Origin of the sequence: Nonomuraea sp. NPDC049750, from assembly GCF_040659625.1 — a bacterium.
GTDB lineage: Bacteria > Actinomycetota > Actinomycetes > Streptosporangiales > Streptosporangiaceae > Nonomuraea.
In genome coordinates this window covers 957,756-979,102 of record NZ_JBFANB010000001.1, presented here as the reverse complement: position 1 = coordinate 979,102, position 21,347 = coordinate 957,756, and the positions used below count along the sequence as shown (strand labels likewise).

Here is a 21,347-nt window from a genome sequence, read left to right as displayed (position 1 = left end):
TGCCCGGCTACGGTGATTGCATGCGAGCCATCGAGATCACCAGGCCCGGACCACCAGAGGTTCTGGAGTGGCGCGAGGTGCCGGATCCACGTCCTGACGAGGGCGAAGTCCTCATCGACGTGGTGGCCGCCGGGGTCAACCGGGCCGACCTCCTTCAACGCCAAGGATTTTACGATCCGCCGCCCGGCGCGCCTCCGTACCCGGGGCTGGAGGTCTCCGGCGTGGTGGCCGAGATCGGCGAGGACGTGGAACATGTCACACCGGGCGACGAGGTGTGCGCACTACTGGCCGGCGGTGGCTACGCCGAGCGGGTGGCCGTCCCGTGGCAGCAGGTGATGCCCGCGCCCGAGGGCGTACGGCTGGTCGAGGTGGCCGGGCTGCCCGAGGTGGCGTGCACGGTCTGGTCCAACGTGTTCATGACCGCCCGGCTGCGGCGCAGCGAGACGCTGCTGGTGCACGGCGGGGCGAGCGGGATCGGGACGTTCGCGATCCAGCTGGCCAAGGCGTTCGGGTCGCGGGTGGCCGCGACGGCCGGGTCGGCGGCGAAGCTGGAGCGCCTCAAGGAGCTGGGCGCCGACGAGACGGTCGACTACCACGAGGAGGACTTCGCCGAGCGGGTGGCGGCCGATGTGATCCTCGACATCATCGGCGCCAAATACCTGTCCAGAAATATCCGGGCACTCCGTACGGGCGGCCGGTTGGTGATCATCGGGCTGCAGGGCGGCGCCAAGGCCGAGATCGATCTGGGCGCCCTGATGGCCAAGCGGGCGACCATCCACGGGTCCACGCTGCGCGCCCGCCCGGCCGACGAGAAGGGCGTCGTCGTACGCGGCGTCGTCGACAACGTATGGCCGCTGATCAGCGCGGGAGCGGTACGCCCTGTGGTGTACGCGGAGGTGCCCATGGCGGAGGCGGCGGAGGCGCACCGAATGATGGAATCGGGAGAGCACATCGGCAAAATCCTGCTAGTACGGTGAGTGTTATGAATGCTGAGGACAACAACACCCCCCACATCGTGGTGGTGGGCCCGGACTTCCAGGGTCAGGGTGATAACGGCGAGGATGAGCGCTCGGTGACGAACCTCGTCGAGCAGCCCGCCAAGGTGATGCGCATCGGCAGCATGATCCGCCAGCTTCTCGAAGAGGTCCGGGCGGCTCCTCTCGACGAGGCCAGCCGTAAGCGGTTGAAGGAGATCCACGAGTCGTCCATCAAGGAGCTCGAGGACGGCCTGGCCCCCGAGCTGGTCGACGAGCTCGAACGGCTGTCGCTGCCTTTCACCGACGAGAACGGCACGCCGCCCAGCGAGGCCGAGCTGCGCATCGCGCACGCCCAGCTCGTGGGCTGGCTCGAAGGCTTGTTCCACGGCATCCAGACGACGCTGTTCGCGCAGCAGATGGCGGCGCGCGCCCAGTTGGAGCAGATGCGCAGGGCGCTGCCCGGCGTGCCCCACGGTGACGACTCGCAGCGACCGCACGGCGGCTCGGGCCCCTACCTGTAAGGCTCATCTGTAAAGCTCTTCGAGTACGAGCGCGACACCGTCGTCGTTGTTGGCCGCCGTCACATGGTCCACGGCGGCCAGTACGTCAGGGTGCGCGTTGGCGACCGCGTAGGACGTACCGGCCCAGCCCAGCATGGGCAGGTCGTTCGGCATGTCACCGAACGCCACCACCTGTGATGGTTTGATCGCGTGGCTTTCGGCGAGCGCGGCCAGGGCGGTGGCCTTTGTCACACCGTGGGCGCTCATCTCGATCAGCCCTCGGCCGCTGGAGTGCGTGGGGGTCACCAGGTGTCCCACGAGCTCGCACACGGCCTCGTGCAGCGGGTCGGGAGCCATGTCCGGGTGCAGGGCCAGCAGTTTGGCGCAGGGTCGTGCGGTCAGCGTCGCCGCGCCGACGCGCAGGCCGCCGATGGCCTTGCTGTCCCAACCACCGAGTGGGAAATCGGACTCATGCGCAAAACCACCTTCATACTCGACCGAAAATGCGAGTTCGGGCACGTTCGCTCTTAGCTGAGCGACGACTTGCTCCAGTACCTCGACCGTGATGAGGTGAGATTCCACTATCTGTTCGGTATGCAGATCGTAGATCAACGCACCGTTTGCACAGATTGCCAACCCTCGGTGACGCACCGCACCCGCCACGCTGCTCATCCATCTAGGCGGGCGACCCGTGACGAACACGAGGACGGCACCAGTTTCTTCGACTCTCGCGAACGCCGCTGCCGTACGGGGAGAGACGGTTCCGTCGGTCCGCAGAGCGGTTCCGTCGAGGTCGGTGGCCACAAGACGCGGCGTTGCAAGGCTTCGCATAACAGGTTCCAGTTTGCCCGGTCATGCCGCCGGCCAGAAATCTTCCTAGGGACGGGAACACCAACGCGCCAGAATGGTGTTAGATGTGATGGCGTTGTATTAGCTGATCCCGTTGTGAAAACCAGCATGACTTTGTCTGAGCCACCCCGGGTGCTTGCTGTACGACACACCGGGACTCGCGAGGTGCGGGTCCCATAGATTCACATCCTGAGGGAGAGCTTTTATGGCTCAGGGAACCGTCAAGTGGTTCAACGCCGAGAAGGGCTTCGGCTTCATCGCCCCGGACGGCGGTGCGCCGGACGTGTTCGTGCACTTCTCCGAGATCGTCGGCAACGGCTACCGCAGCCTTGAAGACGGCCAGCGGGTCGAGTTCGAGATCACGCAGGGACAGAAGGGGCCCCAGGCCTCGCAGGTCCGTGCCATCTGACCTGTAGCAGCGAGACAGACCGGGGTTCGCTTCCAGCGGGCCTCGGTCTTTCGCATTCCTGGGCCCTGCTGTGGTGACAGCCCGGTCACAGGTGTGACTCAACTCACACAGCGGTCGAACCACTGATGCTTCACCGCCATCGGCCCATATATGAGGTACGCGTGGCTATGTCACCCAGCGACCTTGGTCGCCGTGTTCGTGCTGCTACTCAACGACCATCTGTTAAAACGCCTCTGGCCGCCGCCGGCCTGGTGGCCTCTCCTCCCACATCGACCAGCAGGGCCCTCAGAGGGCCTGACAGCGCCGCTGGAGCGTCGGGCGGATCACTGGTGGCTTCTGGGGCTCTTGGAGCGTCTGGCTGGACTTCCGGAGCGTCTGAGGGGGTTCCCCGCACGGCTGAAGAGGCCCCCGGAGCGGTGGCGGGCGGCGGCGATCGTGCCGGTGGCCCTGTTCGCCATGGCGGCGGCCGCTGAGCCGCCTTCCGTGGTCGACTCCGTACAGGTGGACGGCGATCAGATCATCGTGCTGATCGCCGACCGCGATCAAGGCGCTGCCACCGGGATCTCCTCCGTGGACGGCGGGGTCACCTGGTCCGAGTACTACGGCAGGCAGGTACGGGTGCGGCCGCCGCAGACCGCCGCCTGCGTGCCCGGACAGGCGCAGCGGTGCTACCGGGTGCTTCCCGGACGGCCGGCGGTCGCCGAGTCCGACGACGGGGGCAAGACGTGGCGGCCCTCCTGGAGCCTGTCGGACGATCAGTACGACCGGTTGGCCAGGCGGTACTCCACGGGCGGGCCCAGATCCCTGGCATTGGCCGTACAGGCTCGGCCCGGAGGTCATGTCGTGGTCGTCGCCAACGGGCTCGACGGCGTGCTCGTACGGGACGTAGAAGGAACGTGGCGGCCGGTGGGATGGCCGGAGCCGCTCTCGTCCCCCGGGGACGAGACGGCGAACCTGGACCCCGAACAGCGCGTGGCGCTGGTCCTCGCCGCCCTGATGCTGCTCGGCGCCGTCGGGACGGGGATGCGGCGGCTCGGCGGCGTCTACGCCGGGTCCGCGTTGGTGGTGTGCGTGGGGCTGTACGCCATGCTCGGCGCGGACCGCGATCCGGCGGCCGGCGTGACGGTGCTCGGGGCCATGGTCTGCTTCCTCGTCGCCATCGCCGGGCAGGCCAGGGGTGTGGCGGTGGCCGTCGGGTTCGGCGCGGCGCCGCTGGTGTACGCGGCCGTGTACATGCCCTTTTACGGCTGGGCCCACGGGATGCCGGGCTCGTACGCCCTGGCGGTGGGGGCCGCTGCCGTCATGACGGCGGGAGTGGTGGCGGCGAGCGGCGCGCTCATCAGGCGCGACCTCCATCGCCGCACGGCCACCTACTGAGCGGCTCAAGCCGACTCAGGCCCCTTGAACTCAGGGGTGGACCGGCTCAGACGCGGACCGCCTGAGCCGGTACAGGCGTCTACTTGGGTGGCTCCAGGACGTCGAGGCCGACATACGGACGCAGTGCCTCGGGCACCACGACCGAGCCGTCCGCCTGCTGGTGGTTCTCCAGGATCGCGACCATCCAGCGGGTGGTCGCCAGCGTGCCGTTGAGCGTGGCCAGGTGCTGCGGCTTGCCGTCCTTGTCGCGGTAACGCACGCCCAGCCGACGGGCCTGGAACTCGGTGCAGTTGGACGTGGAGGTCAGCTCCCGGTAGCGCCCCTGAGTGGGGATCCACGCCTCGCAGTCGAACTTGCGCGCCGCCGACATCCCCAGGTCTCCGGCCGCCGTGTCGATGACGCGGTAAGGCACCTCGATCTTGGCGAGCATGTCCCGCTCCCAGGCGAGCAGCCGCTGGTGCTCCTCGCGCGCGTCCTCAGGACGTACGTAGGAGAACATCTCCACCTTGTCGAACTGGTGGACGCGGATGATCCCGCGGGTGTCCTTGCCATAGGAGCCGGCCTCCCGGCGGAAGCACGACGACCAGCCCGCGTAGCGGAGCGGCAGCTCGTCGCCGCCCAGGATCTCCTGGGCGTGGTAGCCCGCCAGCGCCACCTCCGAGGTGCCGACCAGGTAGAGGTCGTCCTCGGGGAGGCGGTAGATCTCCTTGTCGTGGGCCACGTGGAAGCCGGTGCCCTGCATGGTCTCCGGCTTGACCAGCACCGGAGTGATCATCGGGGTGAACCCGTTGGCGATCGCCTGCTGCATGGCCATGTTGAGCAGGCCGAGCTGCAGGCGCGCGCCGACGCCCTTGAGGAAGAAGAACCGCGAGCCGGACACCTTGGCGCCGCGCTCCATGTCGATGGCGCCGAGCAGCTCGCCCAGCTCCAGGTGGTCCTTCGGCTCGAAGTCGAACACGCGGGGCTCGCCATGGGTCTCGAGCACGACATAGTCGTCCTCGCCGCCGTGGGGCGCGTCCTCGTCGACGATGTTGGGCACCGACTGCACGAGCTCGTCGAGCTCGGCGCCCAGCGTCTCGGCCTCCGCCTCGGCGGCCTTGACCTGGCCGGCCAGCTCCTTGGCCCGCTGAAGCAGCGCGGCCTTGTCATCGCCCTGCGCCTTGGAGACCGACTTGCCCAGACTCTTCTGCTCGGCGCGCAGAGACTCGAACGAGGTCAGCGCGGCGCGGCGGCGCTCATCGAGGTCGAGCAGCGTGTCGACGATCGAGTCGTCCTCGCCGCGGGCACGCTGCGATGCCCGTAGCCGGTCGGGATGCTCACGAAGGGTACGCAGGTCAATCACGGATAAAGGCTACCGGCGCCCGGCTACCATCCGCCTCAGGATTAGACGCGTCCGGCGCGGATTCGCGCCAGCCACTCGCCCGCCTCGGCGAACTCCGGGTCGGCCGTGCCCTTCTTGATCTGCGGCGCGACGCCGTCGGCACGCGGGTAGCTGCCCAGGAAGCGCACGTCGCCGCAGATGCGGTGCAGGCCCGAGATCGCCTCGCCCACGCGCGCGTCGGCGACGTGTCCCTCGAAGTCGAAGTGGAAGAAGTAACGGCCGATGCCGCCGCCGGTGGGCCGCGACTCGATGCGGGTCAGGTTGACCCCGCGTACGGAGAACTCCGTCAGCATCTCCAGCAGCGCGCCCGGGTGGTCGTCGGCCAGGAACACCACAAGCGTGGTGCGGTCGTAACCGGTCGGCGCGGGCAGCTCTCCCCCACGGCTCACCCGTACGAACCTCGTCACGGTGTCGTTGCGGTCGCCGATGTCGTCGGCGAGCTCCACCAGCCCGTAGTGCTCGCCCGCGATGCGCGCGGCGATGGCCGCGTCGTACGGCGAGCCGGGCAGCGCGACCTCCTGAGCCGCGGCGGCCGTCGAAGGCGCCGCCACCACGACCGCGTCGGGCAACTCCCGGGCGCAGAACGCGCGGCACTGCGTGATGGCCGCGGGATGCGTGTAGACCCGCTTGATGTGCACGATCTCGGTGTCGGGCCGGGCCAGCAGCGAGAAGCGCACCGGCAGCAGCAGCTCCGCCGTGATCAGCAGCGGCTCGCCCCAGGCGAACTCGTCGAGCGTCGTGGTGATCGCGCCCTCGATCGAGTTCTCCAGCGGGACGACCGCGCCGTCGGCCTCCCCGTTACGGGCGGCGGCCAGGGCGGCGCTGACGTTGGCGCGGGGCAGACGCTCGGCTTCGGGCGCGAGGAGCCGCAGGGCCTCTTCGGTGAAGGTGCCTTCCGGTCCGAGATAGGCGAGTCTGGGCACGCTTACAGAGTATCCGCAGGTAGCGGGGTAGTGCGGACCTTTCCTCTCCTTAACGTCCTCTCCTTAACGTCCGCCGTTTACCATCGGCCCGCCTGCGCGTCGATCAGCGGCCCGTGACCCAGCCGGGCGGCTCGCACCGCCTGCTCCTCCTCCGGAGACAGCGGCTCCTCTCCCTTGCCGCTCACCACCGGGCGTACATAGGTGCGGGTCTCGGTTCGTCCGTTGATCGAGGTCAGTACGATGCCGTCACCCAGCCCGTTGATCATCGCGATCGAGAACGACAACCGCCCGGTCATCTCCTGCAGCGCGTCGTAACGGCACACGGCGACGTCCCGGATGGCCTTGAGATCGCCCTTGCCCTCGCTCGTCTGCGAGACCAGCGTCTCCCGGCATTCGTCGAGAGCGGCCCTGGCCTGCTTGAGCGCTCTGTAGCCAATGGCCACGCCGCTCACCCCGGCAACGAGCCCCACCATGACCCATACGGTAATCAGCACGTAACAGAGGGTAATCGCTTGTCACCCCACGTCGCGCCGTTTCGGCAACCAGGAGGCCAACAACCAGACCAGACCCAGCGCGCCCAGTCCGTAGCCGTCCTGCACGATCTTGTCGAGCACCGGCACCCCCGCCACCTTCAACGCCACGCCCCACCAAGGGATGGGCAGCACGTAGTACAGCCACACCCCCACGGCCACCCGCACCCTGACCGGATCGCGCCCGTCACCCACGATCGCCCCGAGCACCACGACCACCCAGGCGAGATGGTGGATCCAGGCGACCGGGGACAGCAGCACGGCCATGAGCCCGACCAGCGCGACGGCGGTGATCGGGTCCTTCGCCTGGTAGGCGGCCCGCGCCCCGCGGAAGCCGTACCAGCCCACGACCGCCACCAGGGCGATCCAGATCACGGACGTCACCGCGTCGGGCAGGTACAGGCGGATCAGCATGCCGCGGATCGACTGGTTGGTGGTGGCGGCGTTCGCGCCGAGCCGGTTGGGGTCGAACAGCGCGGAGAACCAGAAATCGGCCGCGTCCTGCGGAATCACCACGAACGGCAGCAACGTGAGCAGCGCTGCGGCGAACGCCGCCATGAAGAACGTCCGCCACTGCCGCGTCACCAGCAGATAGATCAGGAAGACGCCCGGCGTGAGCTTCACCGCCGTGGCCAGCCCGATCAGGAACCCCCGAGGCCACCACGGCCTCCTGGCCACACAGTCGGCCAGGCACAACGCGACCAGCAGAATGTCCACCTGCCCGAACCGGACCTGGTCGCGGATCGGCATCAAGTACGTGCAGGCCACCATGAGGAAGGCGAAGAGCCACGGCGCGTACCGCGCCAACCCGTCCCGGTGTGCCGCCTGCCCCTCCTGGCGCGCCGCCAGCACCCCTCTGAAGGAGTACGCCACCACGACGGCCAGCGACACGAAGACCCCGGCGGTCCACACCCACTGGGCGGTCTCCCAGGGCATCTTGGCCAGCAGGACGGCCAGCATCGCCGCGACCGGCGGGTAGGTGAACGGGAGCAGCTGAGGCGCGGGCGTGGCGAACTCGTAGACGGCCCGGCCGTCGAGGATCATCTGCCCGCCGGTCCGGTACACGTCCAGATCGACCAGCCGCTGGTCGTCGGGATTGGTCAGCCACTGCTGTACCAGCGGTGCGACGGCCACCGCGATGACCAGGGCGGCAATCGCCCACGCCCACCACTGCCGCCGGATCGTCGTCGCCCTGCCACCTGTCACGGTGTGGCACGTTACCGTGGCTGTTGTTGATCGAGCGCTTCGATACTGGGGGTCCCGCACATGCCGCACGCCACCTTCAGCGCGGCCTCCCCCACCTCGGACCGCCCTCCCATGCCGCAAGACTCGCCCGGACGACTGCCTCAAGAAGCCCCCGCCCGGCTGCCTCAAGAAGCCCTCGGACGTCGCGGCCATCGTCTGGCCGTCCTGGTCCTTGTCGCGCTGCTCCTCGCCACCGTTCTGGCACCCCTCTTCGGCGCCGGCCCGGCCGCCGCAGCCTCCGCATCCGGTACGGGTCCCGTCTCCACTTCCGGTACGGGTCCCGTCTCGGCATCGTCCGCGCGCGGCCGTGTGGCGCTCATCGGGGTGCCGGGGCTGCAGTGGAGCGACCTGGACGAGACCCGTACCCCCAACCTGTGGAAGCTGGTGGCCCACGGCGGCTCCGCGTCGCTGTCCACGCGTGCCGTGCCACCGCCCGACCGCGGCATCACCTGCCCGATAGCCGGATGGCTGACCGTGTCGGCGGGCCAGCGGGCCGGGACGCCCGGGCGTGGGTGCCCCGCTGTCCCGACGCCCCAGGTCAGCGGCGGGGGCGCCACGGTCCCGGGCTGGTCGGAGTTGGCCGCGTACCAGGCCGAGACCGGGTACGACGCGCGGCTCGGCACCCTGGGCCAGCTCGTGACGTCCTCGGGCGGCCATGTCGCCGCCATCGGGCCAGGCGCCGCGGTGGCCGCCGCCGACGCGACCGGAAAAGTCGCCACATATGTCGACACACCGGAAGCTCTCGGCGACCCGACTCCCTACAACCTGATCGTCATGGAAGTCGCCGACCTGGCCGACGCCTGGGCCCGCCAGCCGCTCGACGAGTACGGCGTACCGACCCCTCTCCCCACCGCTACGCGGCAGGCCGCCGCCGCGCAGGCGGACCTTCGCGTCGGCGACCTGCTCGGCATACTGCCGGGCGACACGGCCGTCCTGGTGGCGGGCCTCTCCGACATCACCACGAACCCCCACCTCCACGTCGCCATCGCCATCGGCCCCTCCCCGAGCGGGCGGCCGTACCAGCACGGCTATCTGACGGCGACCTCCACCCGCCAGGACGCCCTGGTCACGATCACCGACCTGACGGCCACCGCGATCCAACTGCTGGGTCTGGAGGCGCCTCGCGAGGTGGTCGGGCGCGCCTGGCAGACCGACGGTACGGCGAGCGCGGCCACACCCGTCGACACGGTCAACGAGCTGTCGGACAGTGACCTGGCCAGCCAGGTGCTTCGGGAGGTCCGGGGGCCGTTCTTCGCGGTGTTCGTGACGCTACAGCTGCTCTTCTACGCCTTCGCCGCCTTGGCCCTGCGCCGCCGTCGCCGCTCCGCCGGGGAAACGACCACCGATGCCACGCCTGCGGGAGTCGCGTCCGGTGAGGCGACGCCCGCTGAGAGCGAGTCCGATGTGGCCAAGTCCGCTGAGGCCCGGCCCGCTGAGAGCGGGTCCGGTGTCGCCGCATCCGCTGATGCCGGGTCCGGTGTAGCCGCGTCCGCTGAGGCCGGGGGCGCGGACCCCACCTCCGTGGGGACTCACGGTGACACCGGAGGGCCGTCGGCGGGGTCGGCGGGGGCTCTGCCGGGGTACGAGGCGGCGAGTGCTTCTCGGCTGCTGGCCGTCGTCCAGGTAGTGGCCGTGGTGAGCGGGTCTATCGCCGTCTCGACGTTCCTCGCGCAGCTGGTGCCGTGGTGGGCCCTGCCCCTGCCGATGCTCGGCGTCATCGTGACCATCCTCGCCTTCGCCGCGCTGATCACCGGACTGGCCTTCGCCGGGCCGTGGCGGGCGCACGTGCTCGGGCCCCTGACCGTGGTCGCGGGCATCACCTCCGTCGCCCTGCTCATCGACGTGATGACCGGTTCGAAGCTGCAGGTCAACGCGGTGACCGGCTATGAGCCTGTCACCGGGGGGCGGTTCTACGGGTTCTCCAACATCGCCTTCGCCGTGTACGCGACGGGGACCGTGCTCGCGCTGGCCGGTGTCGCTCAGTGGCTGCTCAGGAGGGGGGTGTCGAGGTTCGTGACGGTGGTGGTGTGCGGGGCGTATGGGGCGTTGGCGGTGTTCGCCGATGGGTGGCCGTCGTGGGGGGCGGACTTCGGCGGGGTCCCGGCCTTCGTGATCGGGCTGGCCGTCTTCCTGATCCTGCTCGCCGGGCGGCGGGTCTCGATCGTGAAGCTGCTGCTCGTCGGGGTGGCCGGAGGGGTGCTCATCGGGGGCATCTCGCTGTTCGACTGGCTGCGGCCGGCGGCGCAGCGCACCCATTTGGGGAATTTCGTCCAGCAGATCATCGACGGTCAGGCGTGGACGGTGATCGGGCGCAAGTTCAGCGCGATGATCGGCGTCACCGTCGGGAACTGGTCCCTCACGCTGCTCACGCTGGTCGCGCTCGTGTTCCTCTTCCGGGTGCTCAACCGGCCGTCCCGCTGGGGTGCTCCGGCGCTCGGTCAGGCGTACGCGCTCGCGCCGACCCTCCGGGCGGGCCTGTTCGGGGCGCTGACGTGCGCGTTCATCGGATTTCTGATCAACGACTCGGGCATCGCCATCCCGGCCATGGCGCTCACGGTGGCGGTGCCGTTGACGCTCGCGGCGTCCGTACGCGCGCTGCGGCTCGCCACGACCACCACACCAGAGCCGCCGTAAGCGCGAACAGGGCCCACGGAGCGATCCGCGACCTGACCACCGTAAGGAGCCAGTCGAGGTCCTGCGGCATGACCTTGTCGAGGACGCGGGCGGGCAGGTAGGCCAGGGACAGCACGAGCAGGTGCGTGAACAGCAACCCGTCGAGCGCCGACGCTCCGATCAGGGCGAGCATCCCGAACGCCAGGCCGTCGTACCAGGGCAGGATGTACGGAGTCGCGAACAGATAGGCGATGACGATCACGGCGGAGACGACGGGGGCGCTCAGCCCCTCCGACCCGTGGGCGTTCGCATAGCCCTGGTAGCCGTCGGACCTGGACACCAGGCGGAACAGTGACCATGCCACCAGAGCGAGCACCAGCAGCGAACCGATCTGGATCTCGCCCCGGTAGGCGCTGCCCGCGCCGACGATCGACTGCAGCCAGCCCTGGACGAGTTTCCAGAACGAGGCCAGCGAGATCGACTTGCTGGTGCGGGTCATCGGGCCGATCGCCTCGGAACCGACGATCACGTAGCCGACGACCACCACGGCCAGCGCGGTGCCCGCCATCAGGGCCAGGCGGGCGGGGCGGCGGCGCAGCTCCCAGGCGGGGCCGAGCGCCACGAGGCCCGAGTTGATCTTCACCGCCACGCCGAGGCCGAGCAGGAACCCTGAGCCGACCGGGCGGCTCCGCGCCAGGAGGGCGGCGACCATGCAGGCGATGGCCAGGGTGTCGACGTGCATACCGGCGACCAACTGGTAGAGCAGCAGCGGGTTGGCGGTCCAGAGCAGGGCCGCCCGCAACCGTCGGGCGGGATCGTCCCGGGTGAAACGGTCGATCAGCAGGCCCGTCGCGATGAACGCCGCCGCGTTGGCCAGCGCCAGGACGAAGATGGTCAACCGGAGCGAGTCACCGCCGATCCAGCTCGCCAGGGTTTGCACGGCCGTCGCCACCGGGCCGTAGACGCTCGGTTCCTCACGCCAGGGGGCTTCCACCGCGCGGGCGATGGGGTCGGTGGGCAGGTCGACGGCTCCGTGGGTGTACGGATTGACGCCCAACGTCACCATGCGTCCGTAGGCGGCGTAGTTGAGGTGATCGCCGGAGCCGGACGGAGGCAGGAACGCCAGCAGCGCGGCGGCCAGACAGCCGAGGCGCACCAGCAGCCGAGGATCCGGCAACCACTGACCGCCGTCGAACGACCACTGACTACCGCCGAACGACGCGAATCTGCCGCTGGCGGATAGCGGGGCGGCGGGCGAGGGGGTGGCGGGCGAGGGGGTGGCGGGCGAGGAGTCGGCGGGCAGCGCGGACGCGCGGGAGAGGGCGAGCAGCAGGCCCAGCGAGCCGAGCGCGCCGAGCACGATCGCCGCCGCGCCGAGCCCCACCACGAGGTGGGGGTCGGGACGCACGTTCAGGGAGTATGGCGGCTGCCAGGCGGGGCCGCTCAGGGCAGGGACCATGACGGACGGGCCGAGGAGGCTGATGGCGATCGTCAGCAGGACCGAGGCGCCGATCGCCGCCGTGGCCGACTGGGCGAGCCGGCCTGGCGCCTTTCCGCGCCGCGTCTCCGAAGTCACCCGCAAATTCCAGCACACTCACCGGAACGCTCAGGCCCGAGCCCGCCAGGCCGCCTTCGTCGACGGATCCTCGGTTCACCTGGCGAGTTGCGCCAGGAGCCGAGCCTTGCCCGAGCGGTCCAGCCAGGTGCTGAAGTCCGTGAGGGCGGGGTTGGCCTTGTGCAGCGGCTCGAGGTCGGTGTCGTAGTAGGTCTCGTTCGCCCAGGTGAAGACCTTCGCGACCTCGGGGTCGTGCTCCCAGAGGACGTCCAGCGGAATCCGGGTGTGCGGAATCTGGCGCCCGGCCGCCTTGCCGAGCGCGGCGGCGATCTGCGGGGCGGTCAGCCGGTCGCCGGTGATCTCCATCGCCTGCCCCAGGTAGGCGTCCGGGTCCGCGAAGGCCAGCGCGGCGAAGGCGCCGGTGTCGTAGATGGCGATGAGCTGCATGACCAGGTCGTCGTGCCAGGGCACGTTGAGCGAGCCGTTCTGGAAGAACCGCGCCGGGCTGGTGAAGTCCTCCATGAACCCGGCGGGCCGCAGGATCGTCGCGGGCACGCCCAGCTCGCGGATGCGCTCCTCGATCTGCCACTTGTCGATGGCGCCCCAGCCGTGCTCCACGTAGAAGCTGTTCTGGCTCTCGACGCCGCCGACCGAGGAGTACACGAGATGCCGCACGTCCGCGGCCTTGGCGGCGTCCGCGACGTTCTTGCCCTGGGCGATCTCGTTGTCGTTGGCGGACTGGACGCTGTAAATGCCGTACACGCCGTGGGCCGCCGCGTCGATGGAGGCGCGGTCGTCCAGGTCGCCGCGGACGAGCTCGGCGCCGGCGGCGGCGAGCGCGACGGCCGCGGGGGCGCTCTCGTCCCGGACGAGGGCGCGGACCCGCCAGCCGTCGGCGAGCAGGTGGCGGGCGGTGGCGCCGCCCTGGTTCCCGGTGGCGCCGGTGACGAGGACGGTCTTGTCGAGGGTGCTGTGCATGGCTCGCTCCAGGTGTTGCCGCTGTGTCGAGGTGACTGTATGACGAGATTTGAAAGTTAGTCAATCGACAAATATGAGTTGACCAGATCTCGTATGGGGTCATACGGTTCCTACGTGAGCGCCAACGCCGAACGACTCCGAGACCCGCAGCAGCGCGCCGAACGGGCCACCCGCATCCTCGACGTGGCAGCCGACCTGCTGCTGCGCCACGGCTACCGGCGGGTGACCATCGACGACGTGGCCGAGGGAGCCGGCATCGGCAAGGGCACGGTCTATCTGCACTGGAAGACCCGCGAGCAGCTGTTCAGCGTGGTCTTCGCCCGCGAGGTGCTCTACGCCATGGACGAGCTACGGCAGGCGCTGCGGCAGGACGCGAAGGCATGCCTGCTGCACAACTTCGCGCGCGCCTACTTCCTGGCCATCACCAGCCGCCCGCTGCTGCGCGGGTTCCTCCTGGCCGATCCGCACCTGCTCGGCAAGCTGACCAGCTCGCCCGATACCGCCCGCGACGAGCGGCACGGCACCATGGCGAGTGACTACCTCAATCTGCTCACCGAGTACGGGCTGCTCCGCGATGACATGCGCACCGACGAGATCGGCTACGCCTACCAGGCCACGTTCGAGGGTTTCCTGCGCGCCGAAGGCGATGCCTCCGCCGATGGTCCGGCGCAACGGGCGGACCTGCTCGCGCGGACCGTCCAACGCGCCTTCGAGAGCGAGGCGGCCATCCCCGAGGCCAGGCTGCGCGACCTCGCCGCGGCCACCGTCACCCTGCTCAGCGACCTGATCGACGCCGATCGCGCCGAGTCGGGCATCCCCGAGGGCTGACGTCCAAGGACACTTACCGCAGATAGGGCAGGGCGGTTCGGAAGTCCCGCGCACCGCGGCCCTCTTCGACGGACGCGCCGCCGGAGCCCGCCCTACGCTTCCGTCCCCGCTCCCGCTCGATCATGATCTCCGCCACCGTCTCCTGGAGGCCGCCGCGGATCTCGACGTACTCCAGCAGACCAGTACGTTCCAGAGCGGTGAGCAGCCGGTCGGGAGGGCTGGCCAGGATGATGCGGCCGCTGCGCGTGGCCCGTACACGCTGTAACGCCACCGCCAGCGCCCCGATCAGGGAGGAGTCGTAGAACACCACGTCAGTCAGGTCGAACACCAGGATGGGCCCGTCGGACCAGTCCCATACCTCCCGGATGCGGGCGCTCAGGCGCGCCCGGCCGGCGTGATCCAGCTCGCCGCTCGCTCGAAGAACTGTGCAATGAACGTGTCGGATAGTGTCGATTCGCACCGCACGCGCGCTCATGGTTCGCACTCACTTCCAGTAGCGTCACCCTTCTTTCTGCCCGGGAAAAGCCGCATTCAACGGCTGGTCAGCGTGAAGGCCATCACACGCCGCGAAACCCCTGGCGTCTGGATGCCCGTGGTGCCCTAAACCAGGAATTCGGGGAGGATGCCCGGCGCGGCCCTCTCCGCCAGCGCGGGAGCGTCGCCCGCGGCGAGGTCGGGGATGCGGTAGCCCTGTTCGCCCGCCGCCACCGCGGCCGTCAGCGTCACGACACCGGCCCGCCTGCCGAACGGCGAGGAGCTGAAGGTCCAGGCGACGATGCCGGTACGGCGCAGCGCGAGCGTGTCGCGGCTGAACGTGCCGGACCGCGCCAGCAGATAGTCGCCATCGACGGCGTGACCCAGGTTGCGGTAGGCGTCCCGGGCCAGCCACCAGACGATCGGCGTCGCCACGACCAGGAAGATGCCCGCGACGAGCGGCAGGCCGAGCGCGGCCACGGCGACGGCCACGGGAAGGACCACCAGCGTCAGACCGCGCATGACGCGGCGCCGCAGTGCGACGCGGGGATGGCGGAGCATGGGCCGGTCGGCCGCCTTGCCGGTGAGCCGCTCGACCACGCGCAGGGCCTCGGCGCGGGGGGCGGGTGGCAGCAGCGAGCTGCGGCGCCGGTTCTCCTCGTCGTCGCCGAGCCCGCTGGCCACGGCGGTGACCTTGGCGCCGCCACCGGCCCGGAGCAGCAGCGGTTCGCGCAGGAGTACGCCACGCAGCCGCTCGCGGCCCATCGACACCGATCGGGTCGTGAACAGGCCGCGGCGCACCGCGAGTGTGCCGGAGTCCGCCCATTCCAGGCGGTAGTTCCACCAGTTCTCGGCGTACAGCGCGGTCGCCCCCACACTGCCGACGACCAAGAAGGCCAGGAACGTCAGCGGGATCGTCACCCAGACCGCGCCGGCCGCGAGGTCGCGCAGGAAGCCGAGGCGCCACGGCTCGATCCCGATGTCGTTGAGGATCCGATACGCGGTGCCGAGGACCACGAACACGCCGCCGATCGTCCAGAACGTCAGCGGCGCGTAGCGCACCCACCGCGGGTCGAACATGGCCAGCACCGGATCGGCGCTCTCCCGCGTATCGGCCCGCCGCAGCAGCTCACCCCGCAGCCGGGCCGCGTCCTGCCGGGACAGGGCCTCCAGCCGGAGCTCGTCGCGGTCGGCGGTGCCCGCGCGCAGGACGGCGAGGCCGAGGAGACGGTGTACGAGGTTCGCGGTCAGGTCGACGTTGCGGATCCGGCTCAGCGGCACCGAGCGGAGCCTGCGGACGAACAACCCCGAGCGCACCTCGAAGTGCTCGCCGGTCACCCGGTATCGGGTGCGCAGCCAGCGCGCCAGGCCGTTGGCGCTGAGGACGGCGAAGGTCAGGGCGATCGAGCCGAGCGTGATCCAGGCCCGCGGGTCGAACCGGCCGCCGGTGGCGAGCGCGGTCAGCCCGACCGACGCCAGCGGCGCGACCAGCCAGAAGCAGTGCGCCGCGATGACGCGCCCATCAAGCCGCCGCCACCGCCCGTCCGCCCGTACGTCCGACCCGTCCACTCGCGCGTCCGGCTCGTCCGCCCGCGCGTCCGGCTTGTTCACGTGCTCGGCCGGCCCGTTCACGCGGCATCACCCGGTACGGCCTGCGCCGCGGCGCCGATGCGGCGGGCGAGCTCCTCGGCGTCGGCGTCGGCCAGGCCGGCGATCTTCACGTTGCCGGCCGTCGAGGCGGTGGTCACGGTCACCGTGGCCAGCCCGAGCGACTGCTGGATGGGGCCGCGCATGGTGTCGACCGTCTGCACCCGGGACAGCGGCGCGATCCGCCGCTTCTGCCAGAACCACCCGCTGGCCGAGTAGACGGCGAGCTCGCCCAGCTCCCACGCGTGCACCCGGTAGCGCCAACGCGGCATGACCGTCAGATAGACGACCGCGGGCAGCACCAGGACGACCAGCAGCAGCGGCCCCAGCCAGACCAGCGCCCCGGGAAAGAACAGCAGCGACAGCACGAACAAGCACAGCGCCGTCAGCAGCGCCGGCCCCGACAGGGCCACCAGCGCCTGGAGCGTCCACCATCGTCTGGCCCTGGGATCGACCCTGTGCAGCGGCGGGCGGAGGTTGTTCACGCGGCGCGTCCTTTCCAAGTCAGCTGTATTTTTTCGACCATAGCAAGACAGCTGACTTGGATCAACCGCCGAAGAGCCGGGCCAGCTGCCCGTCCATCAGCGCCACCGTCTCCTCGGCGGTGTGCACGCCCAGGTGGAAGTTGGCGCGCAGCCCGTCGGCCAGGCTGACCAGCAGCGCCGCCTCGGCCGCCGGATCGCGGGACCCGTCGATGTCGCCCGCCCGCATGGCCAGCGCGATCTGGCCCTCCAGCACGCCACGCAGCGCCAGCGCGCGCTTGCGGGCGTAGTCACGCAGCGGCTCACTGCGCGCGGCCTCCAGCAGGAAGCTGATGTTGATCAGGCTGCCCGCCTCCGCCGCCCGGTCGACGGGGAGCATCTCCAGCACGATGGCCCGGAGCCTGGCCCGCGGCGCCTGCGATCCGGCGGCCAGCATGCGCTCGGCCACGCGCTCGACGTTCTTCCTGTTCATGAACTCGACCGCGAAGACCATCATGTCCTCACGGTTGGTGAAATAGTGCTGGAGCTGGCCGAGCGACATGTCCGCCGCCGCGGCGACCTCTCTCAGGCTCACCCGGTCGAGCCCCCGGGCCTGCGCCACCCGCCACAGCGCCTTGGCGATCTGGGTACGCCGGGCCTCGTGGTCCACCTGCTTGGGCACCCGTACTCCTCTCTTTTACGTCCCTTAACGGTACTCAATACGTATGACTTGGCATAACCAGAGCGAGGAGAAGTGCACCCCGTACCCGAACGTGCGAACGTGATCTGGTGCATCGCTGAAGGGAGTGCCGGTGGGCATCATTTCGCGCGGCTTCCAGGGTCGGCGCAGGGGCGACGACGACCGGTTGCCGCCCGGCCAATACCTGGTCGACGACTTCCCGGTGCTGTCGACCGGGCCGACGCCGCGGATCCCGTTGGAGCGGTGGGAGTTCGCCATCGACACCGAGGCCGAGCAGACCCACCGGTGGACCTGGCCGGAGCTGATGGCGCTGCCGCAGGAGACGCCGACGGTCGACATCCACTGCGTCACCAAATGGTCCAAGCTCGGCACCGGCTGGCAGGGCGTCTCGCTGGACACGCTGTTCGAGAATGTCGAGTCGGCCGCTGAATACGCGCTGGCCTACTCGTATGGCGGCTACACCACGAACCTCCCCCTGGAGGACCTGCTCGACGGCAAGGCGTGGATCGTCCACAAGTTCGACGGCGAGGAGCTCGCACCCCAGCACGGCGGCCCGGCCCGGCTGCTGGTGCCGCACCTGTACCTGTGGAAGTCGGCCAAGTGGATCCACGGCATCCGGCTGCTCGACGAGGACTGGCCGGGCTTCTGGGAGACCGCCGGCTACCACAACTACGGCGACCCGTGGCGCGAGCAGCGCTACGAGGGCGACTAGGTGCGCCGCCTGACCTGGCGGCCCGCCAGGCTGACCGCGCTGCGCGACGAGACCGCCAGCGCCCGCACGCTGGTCTTCCAGGTGCCGGGCTGGCCGGGGCACCTGGCCGGACAGCACGTGGACGTGCGGCTGACCGCCGAGGACGGCTACAGCGCCCAGCGCAGTTACTCGATATCCGCCCCGGCCGACGGCGACACGGTCGAGCTCACTGTCGAACGCGTACCCGACGGGGAGGTCTCGCCGTACCTCACGGAGGTCATAGCGCCCGGTGACCAGGTGGAGATCCGTGGGCCGGTCGGCGGCTGGTTCGTCTGGCGGCCCGAGAGCACCTCACCGGTGCTGCTGGTCGGCGGCGGCTCGGGCATCGTCCCGCTGATGGCCATGATCCGCGAGCGTCGCCGGGCAGGCAGCCGGGTGCCGTTCCGGCTGCTGTACTCACTGCGCGAGCCCGGCAGCCGCTACTACGCCGAGGAGCTGCGCCGTCCCGACGCCGGGCTCGACGTCGGCTACATCTACACGCGAGCCGTGCCGGACGGCTGGCCCCGCCCGGCCGGGCGCCTCCTGCTGGACGACCTGGCGGAAGGCGGCTGGCCCGCCGGCTTCGAGCCGGAGTGCTACGTCTGCGGGCCGACGGGGTTCGTCGAGGCGACCGCCGACCTGCTGCTCGCGCTCGGGCACGCGCCCGAGCGCATCAGAACCGAACGCTTCGGCCCGACCGGAGGCTGACATGACCGCTGAACACCTGGATGGCAACGCCCTCGCCGGCCCGCTGAGCGAGATCTTCGCCGTGGATGTCACCGCGGCCGTCGGCCGCTGCGCGAGCTGCGGGCTGACCGGCCCCGTAGCCGAACTCCGCGTGTATGGTCCCGAACCGGGGCTGGTCGCCCGCTGCCCCGGCTGCGACGAGGTCGTACTGCGTCTGGTACGCGGGCCGGGCGCGGCGTGGCTCGACCTGCGCGGCGCGGTGTCGTTGCGCGTGCGACTGCCCGAATAGCGGATCTCACTCGATCCGGCTTAGTACACTCGGCAGGTCCAACCGGCCGAGATCTGTACGGCGGAGGTCTTGGCCATGGGCGGCGGCCCGTTGGCCCTGTCCCATGGGAGTCACGTGAACCGCGGGCTGCTGGACGCGCCACCATCCCCACAAGCGCCGGCCCGCGGCCGCAAACGCTGGCTGAGGTGGACGGTCGCGATCGTGATGACGATCGTGCTGGTGATCGCGGGCGTCGCGGTCGGCGTCTACCTCAAGCTGTACGGCAACGTGAAGCACGACGCCGTCTCGGCCGAGGACCTCGGCGCGTCCCGTCCGCCCAAGGTGGCGGACACCGCGATGAACGTGCTGATCGTCGGCTCCGACCAGCGCGACGGCAAGAACGCCAAGTACGGCCGCCGCGTCGCGGGTGAGCGTACCGACACGATCATGCTGGCTCACGTCTCGTCGAAGCGGGACAACGCCATGGTCATCAGCTTCCCGCGCGACTCGCTCGTGCAGCTGCCCGCCTGCCGCGCCAAGGCCGGACTGACCGGGCAGCAGCCGCACCTGGGCATGATCAACGAGTCGTTCAACTCCGGCGGCATCGCCTGCACCTGGAAGACGATCGAGTCGCTCACCGGCATCCACATCGACCACTTCGTCAAGGTCGACTTCACCGGCTTCAAGAGCATGGTCGACGCCGTGGGCGGCGTCGAGATCTGCCTGCCCGAGGCGGTCAACGACAAGAAGGCGCTGCTCCACCTGGCCGCCGGGCGGCAGACGGTCAACGGCGAGCAGGCGCTCGGCTACGTCCGTGCCCGCTACAGCATGGGCGACGGCTCCGACATCGGGCGGATCCAGCGCCAGCAGATGTTCATCGCGTCGATGGTGAAGAAGGTCATGAGCGGGCAGACGCTCACCGACCCGGCCAAACTCTTCAACTTCCTCGACGCCGGCACCAAGGCCGTCACCACCGATCCCGACCTCACCCCCGGCGTGATGAAGGACCTGGCGACCAGCTTGCAGGGCCTCAACGCGGGGCAGATCCGCTTCATCACCACGCCGTGGCACTACTCACTCACCCAGCCGGGCCGGGTGGAATGGGTCCAGCCGCAGGCCGGGAAGTTGTTCCAGATCGTGTCCAAGGACGAGAGCGTGCAGGGCGTCAAGGGCGGGCAGACCAAGGTGTCCAGGTCCAAGATGCAGATCGAGCTGCGCAACGGCACCTACCGCACTGGTCTCGGCACGCAGGTGGCCGCCTCGTTGGAGCAGCGGGGCTACCACATCACCAAGATCGGCGACACGGCCCGCAAGCCGAACGCCAAGACGACGATCTTCTACGGACCCAAGGGCGAGACGGGCGTCCCGACCCTGACCAAGGACCTGCTCACATCCACGACGCGGTTGGTGGCGGGGGCGCAGACGAGCCGGTTGGTGCTGGTGATCGGCGACGACTGGAAGGGCACCAAGCCCATCCGCACCGACGACACAGAGGCACTGAAGGGCTTCGACGCGACCCACGACACCTGCGCGGCATCCTGACCACGCGACTCGCGACCCACGACACCCGCACGTCCAGATCAGGGGTCAGGAGATCAGGGGTCAGGCGATGAAGGCCGACAGTGCCGCCAGCGCCTCCACCACCTGGTGGGCGTCCGGGGTGCTCTCCGGGTCCAGGAGCCATTGGATCATCAGGCCGTCCGAGATCGCGATCAGGACCGCGATCAGGGCGTCCGGCGCGAACCCCAGCTCCACCCCCAGCTCCCCCGCCGCCCTGTTGATCATGTCGACGCCCGCCTTCCTGGCCCTGGCGTAGACGGCGGCCAGCTTCTCCCTCAGCACGTCCTCACGCAGGGCGGCCGGGTATGCCTCCACGGCCAGGACCAACTGCGGCCGCATCTCCGCGAAGACGTCGACCAGGGCCACCATGGCGCGTTCGAGCATCTCCTTCGGGCCGGCCAGCGGGCCCCCGAAGACCGACTCCTCCACGTGCTCGATCCAGGCGTCATAGGCGGCCACGATCGCCTCGTTGAGCAGGGCGTCCTTGCCGCCGAAGTGGTAGCCGATGGAGGCCAGGTTGGTGCCCGACGCGGCGACCAGGTCGCGGGCGGTCGTACGGGCGTAGCCCTTCTCCTGCAGGCAGCTGACCGCCGCCGCCAGAAGTCTCTCCCGGTATCCACCGAGCTCTGTTCTCGACACGCGTTCTATGCTATCG

22 protein-coding genes are annotated in these 21,347 nt (G+C 69.8%); 10 read left to right on the top strand and 12 right to left on the bottom strand.

The window, feature by feature from the left end:
* The first annotated feature begins 20 nt into the window (after positions 1–20).
* Complete coding sequence (locus AB0J16_RS04815) at positions 21–977, top strand: NAD(P)H-quinone oxidoreductase (protein WP_358534655.1); 957 nt, start codon at positions 21–23, stop codon at positions 975–977.
* A 5-nt stretch (positions 978–982) separates the two neighbouring features.
* Complete coding sequence (locus AB0J16_RS04810; protein ID WP_225301362.1) at positions 983–1,498, top strand: bacterial proteasome activator family protein; 516 nt, start codon at positions 983–985, stop codon at positions 1,496–1,498.
* 3 nt (positions 1,499–1,501) lie between these two features.
* Here the strand turns inward: AB0J16_RS04810 and AB0J16_RS04805 are convergent, their stop codons facing one another.
* Positions 1,502–2,308: an HAD family hydrolase gene (locus AB0J16_RS04805; protein ID WP_358534653.1), complete on the bottom strand. Its 807-nt coding sequence runs from the start codon at positions 2,306–2,308 to the stop codon at positions 1,502–1,504.
* Between the two features lie 223 nt (positions 2,309–2,531).
* On the opposite strand from AB0J16_RS04805, the gene AB0J16_RS04800 reads away from it, so the two are divergent.
* Positions 2,532–2,735: a cold-shock protein gene (locus tag AB0J16_RS04800; RefSeq protein WP_043619750.1), complete on the top strand. Its 204-nt coding sequence runs from the start codon at positions 2,532–2,534 to the stop codon at positions 2,733–2,735.
* A gap of 345 nt (positions 2,736–3,080) precedes the next feature.
* On the top strand, positions 3,081–4,112 hold the full coding sequence (locus AB0J16_RS04795; protein WP_358534651.1) for a hypothetical protein: 1,032 nt from the start codon (positions 3,081–3,083) through the stop codon (positions 4,110–4,112).
* A 79-nt stretch (positions 4,113–4,191) separates the two neighbouring features.
* Here AB0J16_RS04795 and serS read toward each other — a convergent pair whose 3' ends face one another.
* The 4 genes from serS to AB0J16_RS04775 form a co-directional block, all read right to left on the bottom strand.
* The gene (gene serS / locus AB0J16_RS04790; RefSeq protein ID WP_358534649.1) at positions 4,192–5,454 is read right to left on the bottom strand and encodes a serine--tRNA ligase; all 1,263 of its coding nucleotides are present in this window, start codon (positions 5,452–5,454) and stop codon (positions 4,192–4,194) included.
* 41 nt (positions 5,455–5,495) lie between these two features.
* Positions 5,496–6,416 carry a prephenate dehydratase gene (gene pheA, locus AB0J16_RS04785; protein ID WP_358437242.1) on the bottom strand — a complete coding sequence of 307 codons (921 nt, stop codon included), beginning with the start codon at positions 6,414–6,416 and terminating at the stop codon, positions 5,496–5,498.
* A gap of 77 nt (positions 6,417–6,493) precedes the next feature.
* Positions 6,494–6,910, bottom strand: a complete 417-nt coding sequence (locus tag AB0J16_RS04780; RefSeq protein ID WP_358534647.1) for a DUF4446 family protein — start codon at positions 6,908–6,910, stop codon at positions 6,494–6,496.
* Between the two features lie 21 nt (positions 6,911–6,931).
* Positions 6,932–8,152 carry a glycosyltransferase 87 family protein gene (locus AB0J16_RS04775; RefSeq protein ID WP_358534645.1) on the bottom strand — a complete coding sequence of 407 codons (1,221 nt, stop codon included), beginning with the start codon at positions 8,150–8,152 and terminating at the stop codon, positions 6,932–6,934.
* A 60-nt stretch (positions 8,153–8,212) separates the two neighbouring features.
* On the opposite strand from AB0J16_RS04775, the gene AB0J16_RS04770 reads away from it, so the two are divergent.
* Complete coding sequence (locus tag AB0J16_RS04770) at positions 8,213–10,825, top strand: hypothetical protein (RefSeq protein ID WP_358534643.1); 2,613 nt, start codon at positions 8,213–8,215, stop codon at positions 10,823–10,825.
* Here AB0J16_RS04770 and mptB read toward each other — a convergent pair.
* Positions 10,743–12,380, bottom strand: a complete 1,638-nt coding sequence (mptB, locus tag AB0J16_RS04765) for a polyprenol phosphomannose-dependent alpha 1,6 mannosyltransferase MptB (protein WP_358534641.1) — start codon at positions 12,378–12,380, stop codon at positions 10,743–10,745. The two genes, AB0J16_RS04770 and mptB, sit on opposite strands and share 83 nt — an antisense overlap.
* Before the next feature lie 75 nt (positions 12,381–12,455).
* Complete coding sequence (locus tag AB0J16_RS04760) at positions 12,456–13,337, bottom strand: NmrA/HSCARG family protein (RefSeq protein ID WP_358534639.1); 882 nt, start codon at positions 13,335–13,337, stop codon at positions 12,456–12,458.
* A gap of 114 nt (positions 13,338–13,451) precedes the next feature.
* Here AB0J16_RS04760 and AB0J16_RS04755 point away from each other — a divergent pair, with 114 nt between their 5' ends.
* On the top strand, positions 13,452–14,165 hold the full coding sequence (locus AB0J16_RS04755) for a helix-turn-helix domain-containing protein (protein ID WP_358534637.1): 714 nt from the start codon (positions 13,452–13,454) through the stop codon (positions 14,163–14,165).
* A 13-nt stretch (positions 14,166–14,178) separates the two neighbouring features.
* Here AB0J16_RS04755 and AB0J16_RS04750 read toward each other — a convergent pair whose 3' ends face one another.
* The 4 genes from AB0J16_RS04750 to AB0J16_RS04735 all read right to left on the bottom strand — a co-directional run bounded on the left by AB0J16_RS04750 (position 14,179) and on the right by AB0J16_RS04735 (position 17,429).
* Positions 14,179–14,640, bottom strand: a complete 462-nt coding sequence (locus AB0J16_RS04750) for an STAS domain-containing protein (RefSeq protein WP_358534635.1) — start codon at positions 14,638–14,640, stop codon at positions 14,179–14,181.
* A 125-nt stretch (positions 14,641–14,765) separates the two neighbouring features.
* The gene (locus tag AB0J16_RS04745) at positions 14,766–16,271 is read right to left on the bottom strand and encodes a PH domain-containing protein (protein WP_358534633.1); all 1,506 of its coding nucleotides are present in this window, start codon (positions 16,269–16,271) and stop codon (positions 14,766–14,768) included.
* Positions 16,268–16,771 carry a PH domain-containing protein gene (locus AB0J16_RS04740; RefSeq protein ID WP_358534631.1) on the bottom strand — a complete coding sequence of 168 codons (504 nt, stop codon included), beginning with the start codon at positions 16,769–16,771 and terminating at the stop codon, positions 16,268–16,270. Before AB0J16_RS04740 ends, AB0J16_RS04745 begins: the two co-directional genes overlap by 4 nt.
* Before the next feature lie 61 nt (positions 16,772–16,832).
* A complete protein-coding gene (locus tag AB0J16_RS04735) occupies positions 16,833–17,429 on the bottom strand; it encodes a TetR/AcrR family transcriptional regulator (protein WP_357960995.1) in 597 nt (198 codons plus the stop codon).
* Between the two features lie 130 nt (positions 17,430–17,559).
* On the opposite strand from AB0J16_RS04735, the gene AB0J16_RS04730 reads away from it, so the two are divergent.
* From AB0J16_RS04730 to AB0J16_RS04715, 4 genes are all read left to right on the top strand, one after another.
* Positions 17,560–18,159 (top strand): sulfite oxidase-like oxidoreductase, encoded by a 600-nt coding sequence (locus AB0J16_RS04730; RefSeq protein WP_358534629.1) that lies wholly within the window; start codon positions 17,560–17,562, stop codon positions 18,157–18,159.
* Positions 18,160–18,198: 39 nt separating this feature from the next.
* The gene (locus tag AB0J16_RS04725; RefSeq protein WP_358534847.1) at positions 18,199–18,885 is read left to right on the top strand and encodes a ferredoxin reductase; all 687 of its coding nucleotides are present in this window, start codon (positions 18,199–18,201) and stop codon (positions 18,883–18,885) included.
* Position 18,886: 1 nt separating this feature from the next.
* Positions 18,887–19,153 carry a DUF6510 family protein gene (locus AB0J16_RS04720; RefSeq protein ID WP_357653336.1) on the top strand — a complete coding sequence of 89 codons (267 nt, stop codon included), beginning with the start codon at positions 18,887–18,889 and terminating at the stop codon, positions 19,151–19,153.
* Between the two features lie 114 nt (positions 19,154–19,267).
* Positions 19,268–20,674: an LCP family protein gene (locus AB0J16_RS04715; protein ID WP_358534627.1), complete on the top strand. Its 1,407-nt coding sequence runs from the start codon at positions 19,268–19,270 to the stop codon at positions 20,672–20,674.
* Between the two features lie 60 nt (positions 20,675–20,734).
* On the opposite strand, the gene AB0J16_RS04710 is transcribed toward AB0J16_RS04715, so the two are convergent.
* Positions 20,735–21,331 (bottom strand): TetR family transcriptional regulator, encoded by a 597-nt coding sequence (locus tag AB0J16_RS04710; protein WP_358534625.1) that lies wholly within the window; start codon positions 21,329–21,331, stop codon positions 20,735–20,737.
* Positions 21,332–21,347: the final 16 nt, after the last annotated feature.